At 60.4% G+C, this 25,459-nt stretch carries 20 protein-coding genes and 1 pseudogene; 9 read left to right on the top strand and 12 right to left on the bottom strand.

Annotation, left to right across the window (positions count from 1 at the left end):
- The 3 genes and pseudogenes from D7D26_RS12330 to iadA all read left to right on the top strand — a co-directional run.
- Positions 1-189, top strand: a pseudogene (locus D7D26_RS12330) (IS5-like element ISLpl3 family transposase); the annotation flags it as partial.
- A 265-nt stretch (positions 190-454) separates the two neighbouring features.
- A complete protein-coding gene (gene nhaC, locus D7D26_RS08520; RefSeq protein WP_120372768.1) occupies positions 455-1,867 on the top strand; it encodes a Na+/H+ antiporter NhaC in 1,413 nt (470 codons plus the stop codon).
- A gap of 96 nt (positions 1,868-1,963) precedes the next feature.
- Complete coding sequence (gene iadA, locus D7D26_RS08515; RefSeq protein ID WP_120372767.1) at positions 1,964-3,103, top strand: beta-aspartyl-peptidase; 1,140 nt, start codon at positions 1,964-1,966, stop codon at positions 3,101-3,103.
- A gap of 179 nt (positions 3,104-3,282) precedes the next feature.
- Here iadA and D7D26_RS08510 read toward each other — a convergent pair whose 3' ends face one another.
- The 7 genes from D7D26_RS08510 to D7D26_RS08480 all read right to left on the bottom strand — a co-directional run bounded on the left by D7D26_RS08510 (position 3,283) and on the right by D7D26_RS08480 (position 9,842).
- Positions 3,283-3,768: a RidA family protein gene (locus tag D7D26_RS08510; protein ID WP_120372766.1), complete on the bottom strand. Its 486-nt coding sequence runs from the start codon at positions 3,766-3,768 to the stop codon at positions 3,283-3,285.
- Positions 3,769-3,773: 5 nt separating this feature from the next.
- Positions 3,774-4,196, bottom strand: a complete 423-nt coding sequence (locus D7D26_RS08505) for a GrdX family protein (protein WP_120372765.1) — start codon at positions 4,194-4,196, stop codon at positions 3,774-3,776.
- Between the two features lie 2 nt (positions 4,197-4,198).
- Positions 4,199-5,512: a glycine/betaine/sarcosine/D-proline family reductase selenoprotein B gene (locus D7D26_RS08500; protein WP_120372764.1), complete on the bottom strand. Its 1,314-nt coding sequence runs from the start codon at positions 5,510-5,512 to the stop codon at positions 4,199-4,201.
- 12 nt (positions 5,513-5,524) lie between these two features.
- Positions 5,525-6,817, bottom strand: a complete 1,293-nt coding sequence (locus D7D26_RS08495) for a glycine/sarcosine/betaine reductase component B subunit (RefSeq protein ID WP_120372763.1) — start codon at positions 6,815-6,817, stop codon at positions 5,525-5,527.
- Positions 6,818-6,937: 120 nt separating this feature from the next.
- Positions 6,938-7,933 (bottom strand): TRAP transporter substrate-binding protein DctP, encoded by a 996-nt coding sequence (gene dctP / locus D7D26_RS08490; RefSeq protein WP_120372762.1) that lies wholly within the window; start codon positions 7,931-7,933, stop codon positions 6,938-6,940.
- 65 nt (positions 7,934-7,998) lie between these two features.
- Positions 7,999-9,309 (bottom strand): TRAP transporter large permease, encoded by a 1,311-nt coding sequence (locus D7D26_RS08485; protein WP_120372770.1) that lies wholly within the window; start codon positions 9,307-9,309, stop codon positions 7,999-8,001.
- Positions 9,310-9,311: 2 nt separating this feature from the next.
- The gene (locus D7D26_RS08480; protein WP_120372761.1) at positions 9,312-9,842 is read right to left on the bottom strand and encodes a TRAP transporter small permease; all 531 of its coding nucleotides are present in this window, start codon (positions 9,840-9,842) and stop codon (positions 9,312-9,314) included.
- Positions 9,843-10,309: 467 nt separating this feature from the next.
- On the opposite strand from D7D26_RS08480, the gene D7D26_RS08475 reads away from it, so the two are divergent.
- From D7D26_RS08475 to D7D26_RS08460, 4 genes are all read left to right on the top strand, one after another.
- Entirely contained in the window at positions 10,310-11,005 is a 696-nt protein-coding gene (locus D7D26_RS08475; protein WP_120372760.1) for a FadR/GntR family transcriptional regulator, read from the top strand.
- Positions 11,006-11,206: 201 nt separating this feature from the next.
- Positions 11,207-13,186 (top strand): tetratricopeptide repeat protein, encoded by a 1,980-nt coding sequence (locus tag D7D26_RS08470; protein ID WP_120372759.1) that lies wholly within the window; start codon positions 11,207-11,209, stop codon positions 13,184-13,186.
- Positions 13,187-13,482: 296 nt separating this feature from the next.
- A complete protein-coding gene (locus D7D26_RS08465; protein WP_158606318.1) occupies positions 13,483-14,655 on the top strand; it encodes an efflux RND transporter periplasmic adaptor subunit in 1,173 nt (390 codons plus the stop codon).
- A complete protein-coding gene (locus tag D7D26_RS08460; protein ID WP_120372757.1) occupies positions 14,652-17,693 on the top strand; it encodes an efflux RND transporter permease subunit in 3,042 nt (1,013 codons plus the stop codon). Before D7D26_RS08465 ends, D7D26_RS08460 begins: the two co-directional genes overlap by 4 nt.
- 158 nt (positions 17,694-17,851) lie before the next feature.
- On the opposite strand, the gene D7D26_RS08455 is transcribed toward D7D26_RS08460, so the two are convergent.
- The 3 genes from D7D26_RS08455 to D7D26_RS08445 are packed head-to-tail and all read right to left on the bottom strand — an operon-like array spanning position 17,852 to position 21,862.
- Positions 17,852-19,243: a C69 family dipeptidase gene (locus tag D7D26_RS08455; protein WP_120372756.1), complete on the bottom strand. Its 1,392-nt coding sequence runs from the start codon at positions 19,241-19,243 to the stop codon at positions 17,852-17,854.
- Between the two features lie 16 nt (positions 19,244-19,259).
- On the bottom strand, positions 19,260-20,654 hold the full coding sequence (locus tag D7D26_RS08450; RefSeq protein ID WP_120372755.1) for a YfcC family protein: 1,395 nt from the start codon (positions 20,652-20,654) through the stop codon (positions 19,260-19,262).
- A 47-nt stretch (positions 20,655-20,701) separates the two neighbouring features.
- Positions 20,702-21,862, bottom strand: coding sequence for a glycerate kinase (locus D7D26_RS08445; RefSeq protein ID WP_120372754.1), 1,161 nt, complete (start codon positions 21,860-21,862; stop codon positions 20,702-20,704).
- 227 nt (positions 21,863-22,089) lie between these two features.
- Here D7D26_RS08445 and D7D26_RS08440 point away from each other — a divergent pair, with 227 nt between their 5' ends.
- Together D7D26_RS08440 and D7D26_RS08435 are read left to right on the top strand one after the other, a co-directional pair.
- Positions 22,090-22,773, top strand: a complete 684-nt coding sequence (locus D7D26_RS08440) for a sugar diacid recognition domain-containing protein (RefSeq protein ID WP_158606317.1) — start codon at positions 22,090-22,092, stop codon at positions 22,771-22,773.
- Positions 22,709-23,245, top strand: coding sequence for a PucR family transcriptional regulator (locus tag D7D26_RS08435; RefSeq protein WP_120372752.1), 537 nt, complete (start codon positions 22,709-22,711; stop codon positions 23,243-23,245). The genes D7D26_RS08440 and D7D26_RS08435 overlap by 65 nt, the downstream gene beginning before the upstream one ends.
- Before the next feature lie 84 nt (positions 23,246-23,329).
- On the opposite strand, the gene dinB is transcribed toward D7D26_RS08435, so the two are convergent.
- Positions 23,330-24,595, bottom strand: coding sequence for a DNA polymerase IV (gene dinB / locus D7D26_RS08430; protein ID WP_233543513.1), 1,266 nt, complete (start codon positions 24,593-24,595; stop codon positions 23,330-23,332).
- Between the two features lie 140 nt (positions 24,596-24,735).
- Positions 24,736-25,035: an MGMT family protein gene (locus tag D7D26_RS08425; RefSeq protein WP_233543512.1), complete on the bottom strand. Its 300-nt coding sequence runs from the start codon at positions 25,033-25,035 to the stop codon at positions 24,736-24,738.
- Positions 25,036-25,459: the final 424 nt, after the last annotated feature.

The following is a 25,459-nucleotide window of genomic DNA, read 5'->3' as shown; positions in this document are numbered from 1 at the left end:
GGGAGCAACGTCATCGGCGATAAGGCTTACGGTTCGCAAGCCATCAGAGAGTACATTACTTCTCGGGAGGGAAGTTACACTATCCCGCCGAAGAGCGATAATCCCGAACCGTGGTTTATAGATGAGCATGTTTACAAGGAACGACACTTGGTTGAATGTTTCTTTCAGAAAATCAAATGGTTCCGTTGAATTTTCACCCGCTATGACAAACTTGACGCTTCGTTTTTCGCTTTTGTTCTTGTTGCTGCCAGTGTTATTTTATTGAAATAATACAAGCTGAAATGTTTTTTTTAAACAAGCCCTAATCGCGTGGATTTGAATCTGTATCCAATCTTTTGTCGCCCAGCGGGCGGCGCCTCGTTTTTTTGCGGCCGGCGTTTTGGCGCCGGCCAGCGGCGTAAAGGGCCCTGACGAAGGGCACGGTTTCGTTTTTGGTGCAGGAGGTTGAAGGAGTATGGCAGAAAAAGCAGCAAAGCCGCACAAGGAAGTCGGACTGGGCGGCGCGATTGCGATCATGGTGATGATCCTCGCGATCATGGTCGTCGGCAAACTGTTCATGAATTTCGACACGGGCATGCTGTGCCTGATCGTCGCGCTGGCGACGACGGTCGTGTACGTGTTCGGCTACGGCTTCACGTGGGATTATATGTTCAAGGAAGGCGTCATCCCGATGGTCGCCCGCGCTTCGGGCGCGATCCTGATCCTGCTGATCGTCGGCCCGATGATCGCCATCTGGATGGCCGGCGGCACGGTGCCCTATCTGATCAAGGTCGGCCTGTCGATCCTCCGTCCCAGCACGTTCCTGATCTCGGCCTCGGTGATCTGCGCCATCTCTTCGGTGCTGACGGGCACTTCGTGGGGCTCGGCCGCCACGTTCGGCGTGGCGCTGATGGGCATCGGCCACGGTCTCGGCATCAATGCCGCCGCCACCGCGGGCGCGGTCATCGCGGGCAGCTACTTCGGCGACAAGATCAGCCCCATTTCCGACACCACGGTTCTGGCGGCCGCGACCGCCGAGTGCGACATCATGGATCACATCAAGTCGATGATGTGGACGACGCTGCCGGCGTTCTGCATCGGCCTGGCCGTGTACGCCTACGTCGGCTCGTCCAGCGCCGACACGATGGACATGACCCGCATCAACGAGATCGTCGGCGCGATCGAGAAATCCTACAAGCTGACGCCGCTCGTGCTGATCCCCGCGGGCGTCATGCTGGTGCTGTCCTACATGGGCAAGCCGACGATCCCCGTGCTCTGGGCGTCGATGGTTTCGGCCATACCGTTCGCGATGATGCAGGGCCATTCGCTGCCCGCGATCGTCAAGATCATGGCCAGCGGCCCCAAGGCGGCGACGGGCGTCAAGGTGGTCGACAGCCTGCTCAGCCGCGGCGGGCTTTCCTTCATGTCCGGCTCGGTCGTGGTCGTGTTCTTCGCCTACATCTTCGCCGGGCAGCTCGAGTGCACCGGCACGATCAAGGTGATCACCAACGCCATGCGCGAGCGTTTCATCAAGAGCAGCGTCGGCCGCCTGGTGTTCTCCACCTCGCTGACGGGCATCATTACCGCGCTCGGCACGGGCAACTCCTACCTGAGCATCATCATGCCCGGCATCATGTACCGCGATCCTTTCGACGAGTTCGGCATCCGCCGCAACGTGCTGTCCCGCACGCTCGAGGATTCCGGCACGGTGGTCGTGCCGTTGATCCCCTGGTCGGCCGCCGGCGTTTACATGGCGTCGGTGCTCGACGTGCCGGTGCTGGAGTATCTGCCCTGGACGATCATGTGCTACTCGGGCGCGGTGCTGGCCTGGATCTACGCGTTCTGCAACATCGCGATTTTCCGCAACAAGACTGCGGAAAGCAAATAATCGCGTTTTGGGACAGGAAATCGCAGACCGCACCGGCCTGCGATTTCTTTTCGTGAAGTTTTATGGATCGTTTGTTGCGAATCGAGGAAAAAATAAATGCATAATCCGCTGCTTCTGAAGAATATCGACCTGTACGCGCCCGAGCACGTGGGCCTGACCGATCTGCTGATCCTTGGCGGCGCAATCGCCGCCGTGGAAAAAGGGCTCGACGTAAAGATCCCCGGTCTCGAGACGATCGACGCGGGGGGGCTGATCGCCGCGCCCGGCATCGTCGATCATCACAATCATTTCGGCGGCGCCGGCGGCGAGGGCGCGTTCAACTTCCGCACGCCGCCCGCGCAGCTTTCCACGTTCGTCAAGGCCGGCATCACGACCGCGGTCGGCCTGCTGGGCACCGACGGCTTCAGCCGCTCGCTCACCGAACTGCTGGCCAAAGCCCGCGCGCTCGACATCGAAGGTCTGAGCACGTGGATGTACACCGGCTCCTATCAGCTGCCCGGACCGACGATCACGGGCAAGGTCGGCCACGACATCGCCTGGATCGACAAGGTCATCGGCTGCAAGATCGCGCTGTCCGATCACCGCTCTTCGCATCCTGCGGTGGAGACGATCCGCGCGCTGGTTTCCGAAGCGCGCGTGGCCGGGATGCTGTCCGGCAAAGCCGGCGTCGTCTGCGTGCATATGGGCAGCGAGGCTTCGGGGCTGGAACCGCTGCGCGAGGCCGTCAAAGGCACCGGCGTGCCGCTGAGCCAGTTCATGCCGACGCACACGACGCGCTGCCCCGAGCTTCTCGACGACGCGGTCGCCTGGGTCAAGGCCGGCGGCGTGGCCGACATCACCGCCGACGAAAAGACGCCCGGCGCGGTTGCCCGCTACGTGGCCGAGAGGGCCGACCTGTCGCACGTCTGCTTCAGCTCCGATGGCAACGGCAGCATGCCGCGCTTCGACGCGGCGGGGAACTTCGCCGGCATGGGCGTGGGCGACCCGGCTTCCATCCTGCAGGCGATCGGCGACTGCGCGCGCGCAGGCGACGCTCCGCTGGAAAAGATCTTCGCGTTCGCCGGCGCCAATCCGGCCGCCTGGCTCAAGCTGCCCGGCAAGGGCCGTCTGGAAAAGGGCTTCGACGCCGACCTGATGATCCTCGACAAGGATTACCGCCTGCGCACGCTGATCGGCCGCGGCCGCGTGATGATGCGCGACGGCGAGGTGCTCGCCAAGGGCACCTTCGAAGCGTAACGGTCCGCGAAAAATCACGGAGGATCGAAAACCGCCTTCCCGGCGCCGGCGTCAGGAAGGCGGTTTTCTCATTGCGAAGAGCCGCGGCGGCAGGAAGCTGCGAAAGCGTTCCTGTTTTGGGGCGGCATGAAGAAATCCCTGCCCGCGGAAGCGGCAGGGATTTTTTGCAGAGCGTGGGGTCAGTCCGCGGGGAATTCGCGCGGTTCCTTGAGGCGGACAACGATCTCCACCTCGACGACCGCATTGCCGGGCAAGGCTTGGATGCCGATGGCGCTGCGGGCGTGGCGGCCGGGCCGACCGAAGACCTCGAGCAGCAGGTCGGAGGCGCCGTTCAGCACTTTGGCCGTCTGCGTGAAGCCCGGAGCGGCGTTGATGAAGCCCGTGACCTTGAGGACGCGGGCCACGTTGTCCAATCCGGCGGCCATGTCGACGGCGGCCAGACAGTTGATGGCGCAGACGCGGGCGGCCGCGTAGGCCTCCTCGAGGCTGGGACCGTTTTCTGCGCCCATCGTGCCGGCATACGCGACCTCGCCGTTGACGCGCGGCGTCTGTCCGGAGGAGAAACACAGCGTTCCCGAAGCCGTGGCGGGCACGTAGGATCCCGTGGGCTTGTTCGCGGGCGGAAGCTCGATGCCCAGTTCTTTCAGTCTTTCTTTGATGCTCATGCCGATCACCTCGTTTTGAGTTTTTGCTGCCGAAGAGGAAGGGGCTCTTGCCGCTCCCCGTTTTCAGCGCTGTTCATCGTCGTCTTGAAAAGCTCGAAATCGACGGTCGCGTAATCCGCGTGAGTTCCGGCGGGAATCTCGCCGTATTCGATGTCTTCCGCCTTGTTCAGGGCTCTGTCGATGAAGGCCGTCTGCCGATCCTGCGGGATGCGTCCGCGCGCCGCCGGGGGCTGAGTCAGAATCACCGTGCGGTAAGGATTGCGCAGAAGACGTTCATTCCCTGCGACGGGGTGCGCAAAGAGAGAATACTCCCCGCTTCCCACCAGGTCAAGCGCCCTGTACAGAACTTCCAGCGGCGTGCCTTCAATCCGCTCGCAGTCGATCTGACAAGAGTCCCAGACCTGAGGATTATTGGATAGAACCAACATTTCTAGTCGACGTTGAAGACTGTCTGCTTGTCGATTGAAGTCGCAAGAGCTTCGATCGCCTTTCTGAAGATCTTCATGCGGATTGCATACTCGTCGTTGGGCTCTTCATCGGGCTTGCCGATAGGCGTAGGAATGGCGACGCCGCGAACAATGCGGTTAGCGCCGACAGTCAGAGCGATCGAGGGGACGGCCGTGATCAGGACCGCAGGAATGCCGACGCGGTCGATCTCACGGGCAAGCGTTGCGCCGCAACGCGTGCCCGTGCCTCAGGTGGATGTCAGAACGATGCCTTGTACGCCTTTCTCTTGAAGTCTCAGTCCCATTTCGTGACCGTACTTCTCGGCGGATTTCACGGCGGTCACGTTACCGACGGTCACTGGGTATTCATCAAGCAGCGCGCCAAAGTCAAGCTCTTTTTGACAGGCGCGCGCTACATCCAACGGCAGGACGCGATTGGGATTGGCGTTGCCGGGGACAGGATCGTAACCGCCGTGGGCTACTTCGTAGTCGCCGGCTTTCAGCGTTTCAATGCCGACAAGACTGTAACTCTTCCACTTGGAAGCGTTGTGGGCCTCGATGTGATCGGGATTGCCGCGGGGAACGATGCCGCCCTCGGTACCAATGGCCAGAAGCGCGTGCTTGATGTCTTTCACCGCTGGCGCAGGCGGTACGTGATCATAGGTGGGCATGGGCAATTCCGTGATATAGGGTTTGCCGGTTGCTTTGGCAATCAGCATGTCAACGGCGCGGCGGGCGCCGCGTTTTTCCTCGCGAATATTGACGCGGATGCCGCGGGGATGGTAGCCTTCTTCGGCGGGCAGGCCGATGCGTTCGCCTTTAAGTAGCTTGGTGCCAATACGTGCCATTCCGGCCAGAGCGTTTTTCATGTCACGAGCGGAATCGCTCGTTTTTACGATGTATACGTCGCGTTTGGCGATATCGACGCCGGGGCTGACTTCGTTCATGGCGGCGATAACTGGCAGTTTCAATTCTCTGGCGACAGCCTGACACAGCGTGCCGCACGCCATGCCATAGCGGCCGGCGGCAAAGGAGGGACCGGCGATAAAGAAACCTGCATCATTGTCTTTGATCACCTGAAAAACAAAATTCTTGATTTTTTCAGAATCCTCCGCAGCGTAGTTGTCACCGCAGATGACGGTTTTAACAATGGAAATTTCACCGTTAAAAGCCTTTTCGATCTGTTTGCCAAGGTTATTAGCTCCATCGAGAACGGAAGGGCCTGCGCCGGCTTTTTCTTCGCCGCCGATCTGACCATAGAACTGATTAATGTAGTGAATTGTTTTTACTGCACACATCTTCTCATCCTCCTAGATGGCCACGGTCTTGAGATTTTCAATACCAAGTTCGTTTGTCGAACCCATGATGCCGGCGATTTCCATGTCGATGGAACCGTCAGGACAAAGACTGCCTACGTGACCGCCGGTGATATGGTCCACCGCGTCAATCACACCGATGACTCTCTCCATGGGCGGAAGGATGACGCGCTGGTTGCCGTTTCCATTGGTAATCACTGCGTCAGCTTCGGGTGTGATGTCGGCAAGTCCCGCGGAGGCTCCGTCGGAACCGGCGTATTCGTCGGTGACAAGCACTGTTCTGATACCGACTTTTTCAAAGTAACGAGCTGCCATCATCAGATCCGCCTCCGGATTGCCACCGCCGTCTTCGCTGACAATGGCCGCCGTAGCGCCAAGCATCTGGGCGGTCTTGAGAATCTGACGGGCGATACGCTCCTTTTCGGCGAAAGCTGTCTTCACCGGTGCGACAATGACCCCCATCAAATTGATCGTCTTGCCGTCTTCGTCGAGCAGGTCTTCGATGAGCGGGTTGTTCTGGTGGTGGTAAGTGGTGTGCTTGTGGCAGGGAGCGGCGCAGTTGCCGCTGATGACCGCGCCGTCCATAAGCTCGGTGGGATTGCAGAGCATGGGCAGGCAGCCCTGGGCATTCACGCCGTAGAAATAGTTGTCGTGGAGCAGGCCCTCGGCGATAGCCTGGCAGACGTAGACGACCTTGGGCAGCTTGGCGAACTTTTCAAGGCGCTCTTCCAACGTGTATACTGGGTAGGTCACATCCTTGAACTCCTTCACGCCGCGGCCGATGTCGCCAATGTAGCGGGCGGCACGAACGCCGGCAAGGCGGACGGCACGTTCGTGCTCAGGCTTGGTGATGCCTTCGGCAGGCTCCATGACCAAGACGAGATTGCATTTTTTTGAAAATAGATTAAATTCCGCGCCGAGACCGCTCATATCGATCAGCCCCTCCTGGAAATTGACCATGTTACCTGATGTAACGACGCATGCGCCGTCCATCACGATTGACGTGCCGGTTCCCGCTTGGTAGTTGGCGTCGGTGATGGTGCCGATAAAGGATTCCTCGTCGTCGTTCAGGCGCGAGCGAGGTTCGAGAATGTCCTTTACGGGAACAATGCGCACGCTTTCTCCAGGACGCGCTACCTCGATCCTTACGTCTTTGAGATGGCGATCCTCAAGCAGCATCGCTCTCAATTCGGCTTCATTGACATAGAGATTGCCGTTTTCTACGGCATTTCGGTTTGACAATGTGATATCGGCAATCTTGATCCTTCTTAAGTGAAAGAGTTCCATAACTTCTGCACCTCCATAGAGCGATTGAAATGTTATGCTGGAAACGCAAGCTGTTGAACAAGTTGGGATCGAAAAAAATGGAAAAGAGAATGACTCTTTTCCATAAAGCAAGCAGATTCCTTACTCGTTGATCATACTGACGACGGCGTCAAAATTTTTTGGACCGATGGCTTCGCGGATCGCGGGGAAAATAGCTTTGCGAGCGGCCTCGGCGCAGGCGGTCAGCTGCTCGGGGGTAAGACGGATGATCTTTGCGCCGTAGTCCTCAAGGCGTTTTTCGTTGTACGCGGTATCCGCTTCGCCGACTTCCATGCGATGATCTTCGAGGTGCTTGGCGGCCTCGGCGATGATCTTCTTGTCACCGTCGGAAAGGGACTCCCACAACTCCATGTTCATAATCAAAGGCCACGCTTCAACGTGAGTATTGGAGGGGATATAGAACTTTACCAGGTCACGGTAATTGGCATAATAGCCCTCAGCACCGGCCCCAAAAATGCCGTCGACAATGCCGGTCTGCAAGGCTGTGAAGGTTTCAGCCAGAGGCAGAGGCGTAGCCATGTAGCCCTGAGATTCGCCGAGCAGTTCGTAGGACTTCTGAGGCATGACGCGGACCTTCAAGCCCTTGTTGACGGAAGGATCGCCGGGGCTGGGCGGTTCTTTGGCAAGCGCGATGCCGCCGAAGTAGGAGGGCCACATGCCTAAGAGCTTGATGTCTTGCTTGGCAAGACGTTCAGCAAGCCAGTTCATGAAGGGCGAACCGGTGCGGAAATTTTTGCGGATGCCGTTCCAGTCTTTGACGAGATAGGGCAGATTGACCATCTGCAACTGACGGTCCACCGATGTGCTGATGGACTGAACGGCCATTTCCACGGAACCGACGCTGATACGCTCCTGCACTACCGTGTAGTCGCCGAGCTGAGCGTTGGGGTAAATCTCGATGTTGATTCGGCCGTTGGACTTGGTTTTGACTTCTTCGATGAAAGCTTTCACATCATTGTCAATGGCGGTACCGGCCGGACGAATCGTAGAAATCTTCCACGTATAGGTCTTTTCCGCGGCACAGACGCTGGAGCAGCAAAACAGCGCAGCAAACACGACAATAGCAAACTTCTTCATAACCATCGCCTCCTGAAAAATTTTAGAACATCGAATTGATCTTATTGCCTTCGGCAATAGAGCCCTTAAGGGAGAACAACGTACCCCAGCAGGCTGGGGAGCCACAGAGACAACGCGGGCCAGAACGACGTCATGATCATGACCGGGAGATAACCTAGAAGTACAAACACCATAGCGGGACCAAGAATATCGGTGAATTCCACGTCGCCGACGCGCATGCCCAAGTAGAGAATGCTTGCGTAGGGCGGAGTGACGCCGCCGATCGCCAGGTTCACTCCCATGATCGCGGCGAAGTGAATGGGGTCGATGCCGATAGCCTTTACCAACGGGAGAAGTAACGGTGCCACGAGAATAACTCCGGTCAAGTCGTTGACGATCATGCCGACAAACAGAAGCAGCAAATTAATCAGAATCAAAAGCAGCGTCCTGTTTTGCGTGATGCCGAAGACCGTTTTGACGATACTTTGGGGAATCTGAAGCATGACATACGTTTGGCTCAGCATCATGCTGCACATGATCATCAACATAATTGAACCGACGGAGACGGCCGAATCCTTGGCGATGCGGAAATAATCCCTGCCTTTGAGGCCACCGTAGACCCAAATGCCGACGGGAATCGAATAGATAATGGCAGCGGACGCAGCTTCGGTTGGCGTCATTACACCGCCGTAGATGCCGCCGAGGATAATAACGGGCATCATCAAAGCGGGCAAGGCTTTCCAGCCGCGGCGCATGATTTCCTTGCGACGCTCGGCTTTGCTGGTCTCTGGTTCAAGCACCAGCGGGAACCGGCGTGACCAAACTAGATTAATGATCGAGAACAGAAAAGTCACCAGCAATCCAGGAATGACCGTGGAAAGGAAACAGGCCAGAATTGACGTCTCTGTGACCCAGCCGAAAACGATCATGATCACGCTTGGCGGAATTAACAGACCAAGAATGGACGAGTCGGTAATCAGGGCGGTCGCATAGCCGCGCGGATAACCTCGTTCCACCATTCTGGGGATCAGTAGAGGACCTGTTGCTGCCACGCCAGTAAAACCGCTGCCGGAAATGGCCCCAATGATCGCACAGGTTACCGTTGCCACCACGCCCAATCCGCCTTTCTTACGTCCTACGAAACCGTCGACAAAGTCAAGCAGATACTTGGCAATGCCGCTGATTCCCATAAGGCCGCCGGCGAAGATGAACAATGGCACGCAAAGCAGCGTCGGGCTGAGAATCTGCTGCAGACCCCACATGAGCATTCCCTTCATGGAGACGCCGCCGATAATGCTCATATAAGCCAACGCCCCGCCAAAGCAAAACGGGAGCGGCACACCGAAAGTCAACAGAATGACAAGGACCCCCAGCGACGCCAGAGCAAGACTGACCATGATCATTCACCCTCCTGACGTAGACTGGCTGCAGTGCCATGCCTTAAATGACCAATATGCTCGCACAGTTCGACAAAGGAATAGACAAACATGAGAATGAGTGCGACAAAAACAAGCCCCTCATACCAAATCGTCGGCAGGTAGAGCGTAGGACTCTCTTTCTCCATACGGAGCAGATATTTAAAGTAGTCATGTCCCCAGCGAATCAACCAGACAAGTACAGAGCAGGTCAAGAACGAGGCGATAGCACGGACGGTACTTACGGAGCGAGGCGTCTTCAGAAAGACTTCCAGCACTCGGGCGACGATCTGAGTTTTCTCAGACGAAGCTTTGACAGCGCCAATCATAAAGAGCCATGTTGTCGGAAATAGCAACAACTCTTCAATGCCCATCAGCGGCGCGTGGAAAATGTAACGCAGGACAACTTGAACGAACACAAGCGAAGCCACGATCGTTATCAGTAGAACGAGAAGAATATCCTGCAGTTTATCGGCAGCGCGTGTTAAAGCGCAATGCGTTTCCGAACCATTCATGGCAGACACCTCCACTTAATTTAAATTTCCATTCCTGTACGATCGACCACATAAAGCAAAAGATTATACGTCAAATAGACGAGTTATCGAACATGTTCAACAACTGAACATTAGCATTGAGTCCTGAGGAAGTCAATTGCTAAGCAGGAATGTATATTATTATGAAATATAATACTTTATTTTTTAATTCATTTTTTAGTATTGACTAGACGAAATAACAGGGAAATATTACGTTTATTAGTCTGTTAGCACAATAAATGATGAATGAACTATAAATTCTTTGGAAGTATGTCATAGGCCAACAGAACGACATTCAAGAAAGTTCCTGCATTTTTCAGAAATTTTTTCGAAGATAATAAGGCAATCCTTTCTGTATGGTTTTCTCTATTAAATATTGGACAGCCTTGTGAGGCATGTTATAATTAAAAATACTACAAATAATCAATCAGGAAAGAGTGACGTATGGCATGATAAAGCCAGCTAATCGGGCGTCTTTGCACGACAATGTTCTTGCTCAGCTGATCGACGGAATAAAAAACGGACAATGGAAACCTGGTGAGCGGCTGCCGGGGGAAATGGTTCTGGCTCAGCAGTTCCAGGTGAGTCGTAATTGTATCCGAGAGGTTTTGAAAGCTATGGCGCTGGCGAACATTGTCAAAGCTTACCCTGGCAGCGGCACCTTTATAACTGAGGATGCATTGCAGAATATTGAGGGGCCGCAATTGGCCTCGACCGCCTTTGGCAGCAACTCTTTGTGGGAGCTGAAGGAAATGCGCGATCTGTTGGAAGGGCACGCGGCCTATTTGGCGGCGAAGCGCGCCACTCCCGAGCAGATTAAACAGTTGCACGATGCACTTGAACCGCCATCCGGTGCGGATATCACGGAAGCGCATCAGAATTTTCACAGGATGCTGATGGATATTGCCGGCAATCAGCTTCTGTCCAAGATTTTCACCTCGGTGAAAACCGAATTAAATTCGCTGAGGAAAAAATACGGACTGCTGCCCAAAGAAATTCTCACGACGTACAGCCGGGAGCATAGCGAGATTTACGAAATGGTGAAGGATCATCGTCCGGAGGCTGCGCGAGCCGCTATGCTCAAGCATATTGACGCAGCTTGGACGGATACTCTTTATGAAGACCTTAAGGGAAGTAGGCAATAATCGCAGAAAACAAGAAGCTTTCCGCTTCTGCGTGAATGCTCAGCATCGATTCCTCGCGAAACATCGCGGGGAATTTTTATTGGCGGGCGTGTTCGTCGTTTGCTTTCGGCGGGAATTTACGCGTGTTGGGCAATCTGTGTATAATAAGGCTCTGCGGGGAAAGGACGCGTTTTTTCCGCTGGAAGGGAGAAGGCGATCACAATGAAACGGTTCATCAGGAGGATTCCCGCGGCGCTGGCGGCGCTGTGGCTGTGCGTCGTGCCCACGGCGTCGGCGGCCGACGATTACGATCCGGTCAACACGGCGGTGGCGCTGAACATGGCCGTGGTCTCGGTCAAGCACATGACGGCCAGCCGCGACCGGATCGTGCTCGATCAGGAGTACCGCAGCATCATCAACAATCTCAGTCTCGGCGACATCGCTAGCGACGACGAGATCGTCAAACTTTACAGCCGGCTGCTGGACACGATCAATACCTACCGTCTGACCGAGGAGGAAAGCAAAGTTTTTCAGGGCGTGTACGACACGCAGCAGCGTCATGCCCTGATCTCGTCGCTGTCGAAGATGTGGCCGGTCGGCGGCGACCTCGACAGTTTCTTCGCCTCGCTGTTCAGCGGCGGCATCACGGCTTATTTCGGTTACCGCAGCGAGATGGCGGAGATCCGCAACACGATGGATCAGAAGATGTGGTCGCTGAAAAAAGAAGCGCTGACGGCGCTGAACGACTTGCAGAAGGAGCTGCTGGCCGACTCGTGGGCGCTGCTGCGCAAATACCGCCTGCCCGACGCCTACCGCATCAGCCAGGAGGATCTGGACTATCTCGAACAGACGCTGGCGCAGCCCGACAAGCACAAGGCGCTGCTGATGTTCCCGGCGCTGAAGAAGTCGTTCAGCGCCTATCCTCCGTTCTGGTATTACTATGGCGAGGCGGCCGGCCGCTGCGGCGATGTGAAGACGGCGCTGGCCTGCTTCGACGAGTTCGACCGCCAATGGCGGCGCGTGCTGCGCCGCGACCCCTACAGGGTGCAGACGGCCAAGCAGCGCATCCTGCTCGACAAAAGTCTGCCGCCATCCCGCCTCAAAGAGCTGCTGGCCGAGATCAGGGAAAACATCGGGCCGCGCGATTGGCTCGACAATCTCTTTTGCGGCACGGTCAGCTGGGCGCTGGGGGACCGCAAGGCAGGGATGACGGCCGTGCGCAACAACGTGCTGTTCGAGGCGGAGACGCAGATCAGCCCTGTGGTGCTCGAGTCCATGGAGTCCGGCGATTTCGACATGACGCACTTTCGCCGCGGTTTTTGGCGCGTGCTGGCGAACGTGAACGCGCCTGTGGAGACGCTGGATCTGCTGACGGCGTGGTTCAATCACGAGGACGGCGCGGCGCGGCGTATGGCGGCGGAACTGCAGCGCCTCCACCCCGGCGCTCCCGTGCCCTGCTATGTGGAGGCGCAGCTGCGGCGCGGCGTGCCTCAGGGGCGCGTCCGGGCAGGCGCTCTGCTGGCCCGTCACGAAGATCTGGCGCGGCGCGACGGCAAAATTTACGCGGCGCTGGCGAACTTTTGCCGCGTCTATGCCGGTCAAGGACGCGAGCGCGCGCAGTTCCTGCTCGGTCAGATCTGCGAAAACGGCTGGGGCGGCGAAAAAGAGCCTTTCGAAGCGGCCAAATGGTACCGGCTGGCCGCCGAGCAAGGCAGCGACGCCGCCCAGGAACGCTACGCCAGTCTGTGCGAACGGGGCGCCGGCGTGAAGAAAGACGCCGACGAAGCGGCCCGCTGGTATCTGCGCGCCGCCCGCCAGGGCAATGAGCGGGCGCAGTTCAGCCTCGGCGCCTGCTATCGCGCCGGCCGCGGTGTCGGACAAAACCTGGCCGAGGCCGCTTCGTGGTTTTTGAAAAGCGCCCGTCAGAACTACGCTCCCGCGCAGAAGGCTCTTGGCGAACTGTACAGCAAAGGGGCCGGCGTGCCCCGCGACGACGAGGAAGCCTATAAGTGGACGTGGCTGGCTCGCCTGAACGGCGCCGTCGGCACGGCCCCCCTCATCAACAGGCTGGAAGGGCGCGGCATGTTCCGCAGCGCCAGGCTTTCGGCGAAAAAATGCGAACGCGCCCGGGAGGCCGCGCAGAAACTCTTTGAACAGATGAACGCTTCGTCGTCCGCGGACGATGAAACGGAGAACCGCTGACCGGTGTCAATGTTCCACGTGGAACATTGAAAGCGGCCGGAAGCCGATGATCGAGGATCCATCGGCTTCCGGCCGCTTTTCGTCGGACGTGGTTCAAAAGGCTCTTTTCGTAAAATCGCTTTCCGCGGGGTGCCAATAGCATGACGAAATTTCCTCCCGTCCCGCGGCGGTTTTGTCCGCGCCCTCCGTGCAAAGGGATGGGGCGCGTGGTACAATCAACGCGGTGGATTTCCGGAGTTTGCGGGCGTTTTTTTCGCCGCCTGCGGAAGCGAAAGAATGGCACTGGAGGAATGAGGATGAAAAAGTTTTCCGCTTTTTCGCTGCTGAAAATGGCCGCCGGGCTGGCCGCGATCTTCGCCGCCTGCGCGGGGATCGAGGGATTCCGTCAGCTGCGCGAGCCGAAGCCCGAGCCGGAGATCGTCCGCCCCGTGCGCACGGTCAGGCTCGACAGCGGCGCGGGCGAGAACGTACATCGCTATTTCGGCACCGTGCAGGGGGCGCAGCGCGTCAACCTGTCGTTCCGCGTCTCGGGGCCGCTGCTCGAACTGCCGGCCGAAAAGGGCGTCGCCGTGAAGAAAGGCGAACTGCTGGGCCGCATCGACCCGCGCGATTTCCAGACCCGCCTGACGCAGGCGCAGGCCGCGCTGTCGCAGGCGCGCGCCCAGTACAGCGACGCCGCCACCAACTTCAAACGTTACGACGAGCTTTACAGGCAGAAAGTCATCGCCGCGGCGCAGTACGACGCCTACAAGACGCAGCTGAACGTGGCGCACTCCGCCGTGCAGCAGGCCGAGGCCCAGGTGCGCACGGCCGCCGACGCGCTGCGCGACACCGAGCTGCGCGCCCCCTTCGACGGCGTCGTCGTCGACCGCATGGCCGAGAAGTTTCAGGACGTGCTGCCCAAGCAGCCCATCCTCAGCCTTCAGGACATTTCCACGCTGGAGATCGTCTTCGCCGTGCCCGACAAGGACGTGCTCAGCGCCCCCGTGCCGGCCGGCGCCGACGCCCGCGATCTGGCGCGATACGCCGCCTCCTTCGGCATGGAGGCCCGCTTCGACGCCATCGCGGGCCGGTCGTTCCCCGTGCGCCTCAAGGAATTCGCCGCGCAGGCCGATCCGCGCACCAAAACGTATCCCGTCACCGTCACCATGCCTCAGCCGGAGGGCGCGCGCGTGCTGCCCGGCATGGCCGTCACCGTGACGGTGGATTTCTCCGCCGGCGCGGCGGAAAACCGCTTCCTCGTGCCCGAGCCGGCCGTGCTGACCGGCGAGGACGGAGCGCGCTGGCTGTGGCGCTTCGAAGACGGGCAGGTCCGGCGCGTGCCCGTCGCTGTCGCCGGCTGGAAGGGCGCCCGCCTCGAAGTGAGCGGAAAGATGCTGCGCGACGGCGACCTGATCGTCACGGCCGGCGTGCATTTTTTGAAGGACGGTCAGAAAGTCCGCCTGATGAAAGCCGGTGAACGGTCATGAGCGTCGCGCGCGCCAGTCTGAAACGCCGCGCCGTCGTCCTGTTCCTCTGCACCCTGGTGGCGATCGCGGGCGTGGCGGCGTATTTCCGCATCGGCAAGCTGGAAGACCCTTCTTTCACGATCAAGACCGCCGTGGTCACCATCGTCTATCCGGGCTCCACGGCCTACGAGGTGGAACGCGAAGTGACCAGCCGCGTCGAGGACGCCGTGCAGGCCATGGGCGAGATCAAGCGCATCCGCTCGCGTTCCGTTCCCGGCATGGCGATCGTCTACGTGGACATCAAGGATAAATACGCGTCGAAAGACCTGCCGGAGATCTGGGACGTGCTGCGCCAGAAGCTGAACGACGTGCAGGTCTTCATGCCCGCCGGCAGCACGATCATGGTCGACAACGACTTCGGCGACGTTTACGGTCAGTATTACGCGCTCGTCGGAGACGGGTACACGATGAAGGAGCTGTGGGATTACGCCGATTTCCTCAAAAAGCAGCTCGTGCTCGTGCCCGGCGTGGCCAGCGTGAAGATCCTCGGCGAGCAGAAGGAAGCCGTTTACGTGGAGTTCTCGGCCACGCGCCTGTCGTCGCTGGGGCTGTCGCCGGGAGCCATCTTCAACGTGCTGAACCAGCAGAACACGCTTTCGGCTCTGGGCACGACGACGCTCGGCGACCGCTTTGTGCGCGTCTCGCCGACGGGCGCCATCATGTCGGTGGACGACATCGGCGATCTCGTCATCGGCGGCGTCGGCGGGCAGCTGATCCGCCTGCGCGAGGTGGCGACGGTGCGCCGCGATTTCGTCGATCCGCAGAGTTTCATGATGCGTTTCAACGGCCGTCCGGCGCTGGGCATCGGCATCGCCACGGTCACCGGCGGCAACGTCGTGACGATGGGCGAGGGCGTTTCGAGGCGCCTGCGCGAGCTGGAAGTGCACCGCCCGATCGGCATGGAGCTGAACGAGATCTACATGCAGTCCGACCAGGTGACGCGCTCGGTGCAGAATTTCATCGTCAACCTGATCGAGTCGCTGGCCATCGTCGTCGGCGTGCTGCTCGTGTTCATGGGCATGCGTACCGGACTGATCATCGGCACCGTGCTGCTGCTCACCGTGGCGGGCACGTTCGCGATCATGAACGCCTGCGGCATCTTTTTGCAGATCGTCTCGCTGGCCTCGCTGATCATTGCGCTCGGCTCGCTGGTGGATAACGCCATCGTCGTTTCCGAGGGCATGCTCGTCGGCGTGGAGCGCGGCATGAACGCCGAAGACGCCGCCGATCAGGCCGTAGAAGGCTCCAAATGGGCCATGCTGGGCGGCACCTTCATCGCCGTGCTGGCCTTCGCCCCCATCGGCCTGTCGCAGGACAGCACGGGCGAATTCTGCCGTTCGCTGCTGCAGGTCGTGGGCATCTCCATGATGTTGAGCTGGGGCGCGGCGCTGACCGTGACGCCCGTCTTCGGACAGCTCATGCTCAAGCCGTCGCCGCAGAAGGACGACCCTTACGACCGGCCACTGTTCCGCGCCTACCGCGCCCTGCTCGAGGGGTGCCTGCGCCATCGTTTCATCTCCATGGCGCTGACGGCGGCGCTGTTCGCTCTCTCCTGTTGGGGGCTGGCACGCCTTGACACGTCGTTCTTCCCGGACGCTAACACGGTCTACTACACCGTCGATCTGTGGAGCGACGAGGGCGTGTCGCTGGCGGCGCAGCGTTCCGCCGCCATGGAGCTGGAGCGTTTTTTGCGCTCGCAGCCCAACGTGAAAAACGTCACCGGCTTTATCGGCGGCGGCAGTCTGCGCTTCATGCTCACCTATTCGCCGCCCGATCCCGATACGGCCTACGCGCAGCTGCTGGTGGAGATGAAAGATCCCGAAGACACCCGCGCCATGCTGCTGCGGACGCAGAAACGTCTCGACGAGGAAATGCCGCAGCTGACGGGCGTGTGCAAGCTCTTCTCCAAGGGCAGCGGCATGGCGCCGAAACTTGAAGCCCGCTTTTACGGCGAGGATCCGGCTGTGCTGCGCGATTTGGGCGAACAGGCGCTGCGCATCGTCGAGGCCGATCCCAGCCACAATTTCGCGCGCATCGACTGGCGCCAGCCTGTGGAAGTGATCCATCCGCGCGTGCTCAAGGATCAGATGCAGAACCTCGGCCTGACGCGCCCGCAGCTCAATCAGGCCCTGCTCATCGCCACCACGGGGCTGCCGATCGGCGCGTTCCGCGACGGCGACAAAACGCTGGCGATCATGGCGGCCCTCGTGCCGGAGCAGCGCAATCAGATCGACCGGATCAAATCGCTGCCCGTTTGGGCGCCGGCCGCGAACGCCACCGTACCGCTGGGGACCGTGATCTCGTCGCTTGGCGTGGATTACGAGGACAACATCGTCATGCGCCGCAACCGCAGCCGCGTGCTCACCGTGGCCAGCGAGGTCAAGCTGGGGCATAACGCCGACGCCATGCTGGAACGAGTGCGCGCTCCGATCGAGGCCATCGAGCTGCCCGTGGGCTACTCGCTGGAATGGGGCGGCGAAAAGGAACTTTCCGACGACGCTATCGACGGGATGAAAGTTGCTTTCCTGCCGGCGCTGCTGACCATGTTCACGATCATGGTGTTCCTGTTCAACGGCTTCCGCCAGCCGCTGATCATCTTCTGCGTACTGCCGCTGATCCTCATCGGCGTCGTGCCCGGACTGTGGCTGGCCGGCATGAACATGAGCTTTCTGGCCATCGTCGGCCTGCTCAGCCTTGTGGGGATGCTGGCCAAGAACTCGATCGTGCTGCTCGATCAGGTCAGCGCCGATTTCGCCGCCGGGCGCGACCGCTACGAAGCCATTGTCGAAGACGGCGTCGGACGCCTGCGCCCCGTCGCCATGTCGGCGCTCACTACCGTGCTCGGCATGGTCCCGCTGATCTGGGACCGGATGTTCGGTCCCATGGCCGTCACCATCATGGCCGGACTCACCGTGAGCACCATCCTGACCCTGATCGTCATCCCCGTCCTCACCGCCGTCGTCTACAACGTCCCCTGCCCGCCGAGAAAACGCGGCTGACCGAGAGCGTCTGCGCCGCGGCGGCCGGACTGAAAAATCGAACGCCGATATCCTGCGAAAAACACGGCAGCGGCCGGAGCGTGAAAGGAAATTTCCCCTTCGCGCTCCGGTCGCTGCCGCGTCTTTGACGCTTCGTTGATCGGAAAAGTTTTTTACCCTTACAGAAGCGGCATTTTTGCGAGGTCGCTGTATTTTTGCAGAAAATCCCGATGAGGCCCCATGATTCCGCTGACGCCGTGGGCGCGCAGGTCGCCGCGGATCCTCTCGAACTGTTCTTTGGTCAGCGTTACCGCGGCGGCGGAGCATTCTTCCATCAGCGCTGCCAAAATCTTACGGGAACCTTCATCGTCGCCCTTTTGTACCAGCGCCGCGGCTTTGTCCTCGGCTTCGGCGGCCCGCGTCTCGATCCATTCCTCGAGAGCGCGGATCGCTTCGTGAACGGCCGGAGCGTAACGGTCGTAGTCGAGCGCGACGATTTTATTGAGACGGTCCGTCAGCCACCACAGCGATTTTTCGTCGAATGCGCCGTCGCCGCGGCTCATTGCTTCCGGCATGTCCAGCCCCACGTAGGCCGGCAGGTAAACGGAGCAGCAGGGCTGCGAATACGCCTGACGGATCACGGGGCCGATGTCTTCGCGGTAGCGAACCAACATCGAAGCGGCCGTCTGACTGGCGTCGACGTTCAGCGCATGGCGGCAGACGGTGGGGAAAACGCCGGAGGAGGCGCCGAAGCGCGGGGCGCAGAGTTCTCCCTCGTAATGGTCGCGGAAGATCCGCTTCAGCGTGTCGAAGTCGTGTTCTTCCGTCATGCCCGCGAGCTGCATGACGCGCCGCCGCCGCGGCGTGGACAGCGTCAGATTGGGGATGGGAGCCGAGTAGGCTTTCGCGAAATCGAAACGGTCGTAAGGCATCAGCCAGCCGTTTTCGCGGGCGTGGGCTTCCAGATCCGGCGAAGCGAGGTCGATGTTTTCGCCGATGGAGTAGGTGTTGCCCACGGCGTGATAAGCGCTGACGCGCTTGGCCGCATAACGGCGTCCGGCCGTTTCCAGCGCCCAGATTTCCCTCGGGTCCATGATCAGGAACGAGTTCTCGTAACGCGCGTCGTGCAACGCGTTGGCGTTGTGATTCTGGCCGTAGCGCTCCAGAAGCTCCACGATCACGTCCAGCGCCTCGCGGGCCGTAGCGCCGCGCTCCAGGCCGAGGCGCAGCAGATCCATGCCCAACAGCCCTTCGTCCTTTTCCTTGCCGAAGTCGCGGCTGTATTCCGCTTCGTTGCCGATGACCACGCCCCGATCGTTGACGCCCATCTCGAAGCCCCAGATCCAGTACGGCTTCGAGCCGAGCACGCCGTAGGTGCGAGGCGCCTGCGGGATCACGAACCCCGAACAATCCAGCTTCTCTCCGGACGCGTGAACGGCGGCGGGGAACCAGACCAGCGGCTGCGCCTCGGCGATGGGGCGATCGCTGTTTTTCGCCATCATGTTGCTGCGGACGCGGCTGTGAGAAGCGCATACCCCCAGCGTGTCGCACGACTGTTTGTCCCACGGCATTTTCGGGGACTCCTCTTTACATCGGGCCGTAGCCGATCTTGTCGGCCAGGTACAGGAATCCCAGCTGCACGAGGAAGAAGAAAATCTGCAGCGGGATGATGAAGCGGTACCATTTCTTCAAAGGCACCTTGGCCAGCCCGCAGTAGATCAGAAGCGTGCCGTTCGTGAACCACAGCGTGTTGGAGATGCCGTCGCCGAACTGGAACGCCAGCACCGCCGTCTGGCGCGTGATGCGAAGCATGTCCGCCATCGGGATCATGATCGGCATGACCGCCATCGCCTGCCCGGAACCGGAAGGGATCAGCGCGTTGATAAAGAAGTTGACGATGAACATGATCACCGACGTGACGTAGGACGAGGCCGTGCTCATCATGCCCGTCAGACCGTGGACGAGCGGATCGACCAGGCCGCCCTGCGTCATCACCCACTGCACCGAGCGGGCCAGTCCGATGATCAGCGCGCCGCCGAAGGCGCCGAGCGCGCCCTTGACGATCGTGTCGCAGATCTCGGAGGCCGTCATGCGGTTGACGACGCCGACGACGACGCCGCCGATCAGGAAGATGGCGCTCATTTCGCCGAAGCCCCAGCCCATCGTCAGCAGCCCCCAGACCGTGAAGCCGAAGCACACGCCCATGACCAGCAGCGAAAACGTCTTGACGCCGTCAAGCGCGTTCGAATCTTCGATCGGGATCACCAGCGACGAAGTGTCGATATCGTTCATCAGGCTTTTGGAAGGATCGTTCTTGATCTTCGCGGCATAGCGCAGCACCCACGCCAGGCTCGAGGCGGCGATCACGGCGAGAACCGCGAGGCGGAACTGCCAGCCGGAGAACATCGGCAGCTCGGCGATGGCGTGCGAGGTGCCGACCGTGAAGACGTTGAAGGGGCCGACGGCGAACGAGATCAAGCAGGCGAAGCCGGAAATGGCCATTCCCACCAGCGAATCATAGCCCAGCGAGATCGCCAGGGAAACGACGATCGGCACGAACGGGATGATCTGTTCCGACCAGCCGAGAATGCCGCCGATAAACATGAACACCAGCATCACGATGGCGATGATCAGCTGGCTGCCCACCTTTTTCGAGAGCTTGAGCACCGAGTTGATGGCCGCGCCCATGACGCCCGTGGCGTTGTAGATTTCGACCACGCCGCCGATGATCATCACGGCGAACATCATCATGGCCGCGCCCGTCAGCCCCTGCGGGATCGACTGGAACATTTTGAAGATCGACACCGGCGTGCGCGCCACCTCGTGATAGCTCGTCGCCACCACGCGCGTCACGCCGTTGATCGTCTCGCGGTCATAGGCGCCGGCCGCCACGAAATACGAGGCGATCGTGCACAGCACGACCATGACGATCAGCACCAGATTGGGGTTGAAATTCTTGACCTCTTTTCTCCTGTCGCTCATAGATAAAGCCTCCTTGAAAGATTATGCCTCTCTCTCAACGCAAGCCGTCAACGACGGCAAACGTCCATCGGAAAGTGCGCCGCGGCGCGAAACGCCCTCATCAGCCGTTCCGCCGCGCCGGACAGCAGTTCCGGGGCGCGGGCGATCGACTCGTCGAGCGTCATTGGGCCTGTCGCCGCCGGCATGATCACGTCGACGCCGTGGTCGTATACTTTTTCTGCGCCCGGTTTCATGGCGCCGACGACGGCCGCCACGGGGATCCGCCCGTGACGTTTGGCTCTCCGGGCCACGCCGACGGGCACTTTGCCGTATGCTGACTGCCCGTCGATGCTGCCTTCGCCGGTGATCACCAGATCGCAGCCGCTCATGTGCGCGTCAAAATGGATCAGGTCGAGCACGGTGTCGATGCCCGGCTGGATCCGGGCGCTGCAGAACAGGACCAGCGCCGCTCCCAGTCCGCCGGCCGCGCCGCAGCCGGGAACGTCCAGTACGTCGCGCCCCAGGTCGCGCCGCGCGGTCTGCGCGAAACGATACAGCGCCGCGTCAAGCCGCGCGATCATCTCGGGCGTCGCGCCCTTTTGCGGCCCGTAGACCGTCGACGCGCCGTCCGGTCCGCAGAGCGGGTTTCTCACGTCGCAGGCCGCCGTGAAGCGGCATCCCGCCAGCCGCGCATCGAGGCGCGACGCGTCGATGCGGTCCAGCCACTCCAGCCCGGCGCCGCCGGGGCCGAGTTCGCGCCCCGCGGCGTCGGAAAACGAAACGCCCAGGGCTTGCGCCATGCCCATGCCCGCGTCGTTCGTCGCCGAGCCGCCGAGGCCGATCAGAAATTTCCGGCAGCCCTCGTCCAGCGCCGCCCGGATCAGTTCTCCCGTGCCGCGGCTTGTGGCGAGCAGCGGATCCAGCCTTTGACGCGGTACCAGCGGCAGCCCCGAAGCCGCCGCCGTCTCGATGACGGCCGTCCCGTCGGGCAGGATCGCAAACTCGGCTGCGGCCGGTTCGCCCAAGGGGCCTGTAACGTTCGCCGTTTTCTTCGCGCCGCCCAGCGCCGACAGCAGCGCGGCGGCCGTGCCCTCGCCGCCGTCGGCCGCGGGCAGACGCACGACCTCGGCTTGCGGAAAAACGGTCGCGATCCCTTGCGCGAACGCGCGCGAAGCTGCCGCAGCCGTGCAGCATCCCTTGAATGAATCCGGCGCCACCACAATCTTCACGCTGATCGTCTCCTTCAAGCCGGGGTATTCGAATTCCGTAAATCAATTATAAAAAAAGTCGTATGCCATTGCCATGTCTTGTAAAATAAAATTTTATGTATAATACTATTATGAAAATCATCCCGTTCTTGTGCAGGCGTTTTTTCAAGACGCGTTTTCGCGTCCCGACGCGCGTTCTGGGAGACGCGGGGGGCGCGCGCCTCGCAAACGGAGGAGGACTCTGTAAGATGAACATCTCTCGCGACAGCGCCATGCGCATCGTCACCGAAATGAGTTCCATCATCGGACACGACGTCAACATGATGGACGAGCAAGGCATCATCATCGCCAGCACCGATCCGGAACGGCTCGGCACGTTCCACAGCGGCGCGCGCGAACTGCTTCGGCAGGGGCTCGGCGAGCTCATCGTGAGCGGCGACGGCGAATATCCGGGCGCCCGCCGGGGCATCAACCTGCCCGTCTGCTTCGAAGGCGCGACGGTGGGCGTGATCGGCATCACCGGGAAAGGGAACGAGGTGCAGCAATACAGCCAGATTATCAAGAAGATGACCGAGATCCTGCTGCTGGATTCCTGGGGCGAGCGTCAGAAGCAGCTTCGCGCCGCCATGTGGAGCCAGTTTATGGAGGAATGGCTTTTCTCGTCCGCAGAGTTGGTCGGCGAGCGTTTCGTCGAGCGCGGGCTCGAGCTCGGCATCGACATCCGCAAGCCGTTTCAGATTTTTGTCGTCGCGCTGGAGCAGCGCGGCGCGGCGGAAGAGCAGGAGCGCCTCGGTCGCGTCGAGGAGGCGGTTCGGCAGGTCGTGCGGGAGGCGACGGGAGGTTTTTACTACAAACTGCCTTTCCGTTATGTCTGTTTCGTATCTCCCCGTCGGCGAGGAGCGGCTGCGCGAGATGGCCGGCCGCGTCTATGAAAACGTGGAGCGCTGCGGTTCTCGCTCTTTCATCGGCATCGACGCCGAGCCTGTCGACTGCCGGCACGTGCGCGGCGCTTACGATCGCGCCGGCAAGGCGCTTCGGGCCGCGGTGCAGAATGGGGAGCGCTGCGCCTTTTATAACGGCGTCGATATCGAATTTATCGCCGGCGAAATGCCCCTCAAAGCGCGTCGGGATTTCATCGCGCGCCTTTTTCGAGGGTGTTCCGAGCGCGACTGCGGCGAAATCATGGATTTCCTGCCCGTCTATTTTCGCTGCGACGGTTCGATTCAGGCCGCTGCGAAAGAGCTTTGTCTGCACAAAAACACCGTGCAGTACAAGCTGCGCCGCATCCACAGACTGACCCGTCTCGATCCGCGCAGCCTGAAAAATGCGGCGATCTTCGAGGTTGCACTCGCCATTCTCAAGACGCTGAGATCCGACGCGGCGACCGGCGCGCTGCATTTATAAAGCGGGCGGTCGAAACGCCGAGAGAAAACGGGGCATGAAAAAGTTCCGCGGCACACCGTTGGGTCGGTGTGCCGCGGAACTTTTTCATGCCCCGTTGGGCGTCGTCGGGAAGACGCGGGTCTGCATCAGGTCAATGACGTGGTACAGAAGTTCTCCGGTCTCGTCCTGCAGCGCCGGGCGCAGGTCCACGCGGTAACGGCGCTGCAGGTCCAGCAGGCGGGCGCGGAGGCGTTCGGCGTGCCGGCGTTCGCGTTCGCCGCCGAGAGTATCGAAGGTGAGCTGGCGCGCGTACGTTTCGCTGAGGTTCTGGAGGCCGACGCCGATCAGGCGCACGGCGCTCTTCTCGATCCCGGCGAGCAGGGCCGAGGCCGCCTGATAGATCTCGTAGGGATGGTCGACGCTTTCGCCGCTGCGGGAGCGTGTGACGGTCTTCATGTTCCAGTAGGTCGCCTTGATCGTGACGGTGCGCCCGTTGAGGCCGAGCGCGCGCAGCCTGCTGCCCAGGTCGAACGACAGCAGCAGGAGCACGTCGCGCAGGTAGCCGAAATGCGAGGTATCTTTCTGGAACGTGACTTCGCGGCTGACGGACTTGGCGTCGGCGGCGTCGGCGGGAGTGACGGGGCGGTCGTCGATGCCGAGGGACAGTTCGGCGAGGTGCCGTCCGGTTTTGTCTCCGAGCAGGGCGGCGAGCCGTTCGCGGTTGTTCTGGACGTCGCGCACGGTGTGGATGCCGGCGTGGTAGAGTTTTTCCGCGGTCCTGGCGCCGACGCCGTAGAGCACGGTGATGTCGCGATCGACGATGAGGTCGATGAAATCCTGCGGCGTGAGGATCTCGAAGTAGCCGTCGGGCTTCTTTTCCTCGCTGGCGAGCTTGGCGGATGTTTTCGAGTAGCCGATGCCGACGGAGCAGGTCAGGCCGGTTTCGGCTCTCGTGCGCTCCTTGATGAGGCGGGCGATGCGCCGGGCGCCGCCGAACCGGCGCGCGGAACGGGTGACGTCGAGGTAGCCTTCGTCGAGCGCCACGTATTCGGCGGCGTCGGCGTAAGAGCTCCAGATGGCGTGCAGCCGGGCCGAAGCCCGGCGGTACTTTTCCCGGTTGGGGTGCATGAAGATCCCCCGCGGGCAGCGCCGGTACGCTTCCTTGATGTTCATGGCCGAACGCACGCCGAACCGGCGCGCTTCGTAGCTGCACGTGGCGACGACGCCGCGCTCGTCGGGCAGCGCGCCGATGATCAGCGGCCGGCCTTTCAGGGCCGGGTTGTCGCGGATCTCGACTGCGGCGTAGAACGCGTCCATGTCGACGTGGATGACGGTCCTTTGTATGGGCGTCTTTACGGCCGCTTGCGTCATGATCCCCCCTCCTTTTTCCCCGTGGCTGCCCGTACGCACCGCCTGACGGTCCTTTTCCCCGGAAGCGGGCCGGCCGCTTCCGGGCGACGGGCGCGCCGTTTCCCTTCGCCGAGACGCCAAGACGGCTTCCCGTCGCTCCTTTACGGAAACAGCGTCAGCTGTTCGCCGCGGCCCCATTGATGCCGCGACATGTCGATGCGGCCGTCGGCGAGGAACGTGACGCCTTCCGCTTCCAGCATACTGCGCTGCCGCTCCCGCCCGCCGAAGGCGAAGTCGGGCGCCAGCGTTCCCGTCTTGTTCACGACTCTGTGGCAGGGGAGATCCTGTTCCGCTCTGACGCGGGACATCACGTGTCCCGCCTCGCGGGCGGCGCCGGGCATTCCCGCCATTTCCGCGACCTGACCGTAGGTGGCGACTTTCCCTCTGGGAATGGCCGCCACGATCTTATGGACGGCCCGTTCAAAGGCCGGCGTGATGTCTCGCCCGCAAATTTTTCGTTTCTCATCGGTTCGCCTCCTGTTTGATCGTCTGCGCAAAACGGCGCCTGCGCGGTCGAAAATCAATTTGTCATCAACAAAGTTATTTAGACACTATGAGTATCTCATTCGCGCCTGACAAAGTCAATACGGCCGGTTTCTTCCCGCGGGACGGAGATGCGCCGCGCGCAGTTCGTACGGCTGTCGCGTCGCCGAAAGCGAGTCCGGCAAAGAAACAAGAGAAATTAACGATGATATGTCAATAGCCAATAAAAATGTCACCATAACTGCTCATTAAAAAAGTCACCCCCTCACACTCTCATCACAGCAAGACACCTCGAAAGAACTCCCCATCGTGCCGCCATAACAACGTCTACGCGAACGTACA

The sequence above is a fragment of the Pyramidobacter sp. CG50-2 genome, assembly GCF_003612005.1.
Lineage (GTDB): Bacteria > Synergistota > Synergistia > Synergistales > Dethiosulfovibrionaceae > Pyramidobacter.
This window is presented reverse-complemented; position numbering and strand designations above follow the sequence as displayed.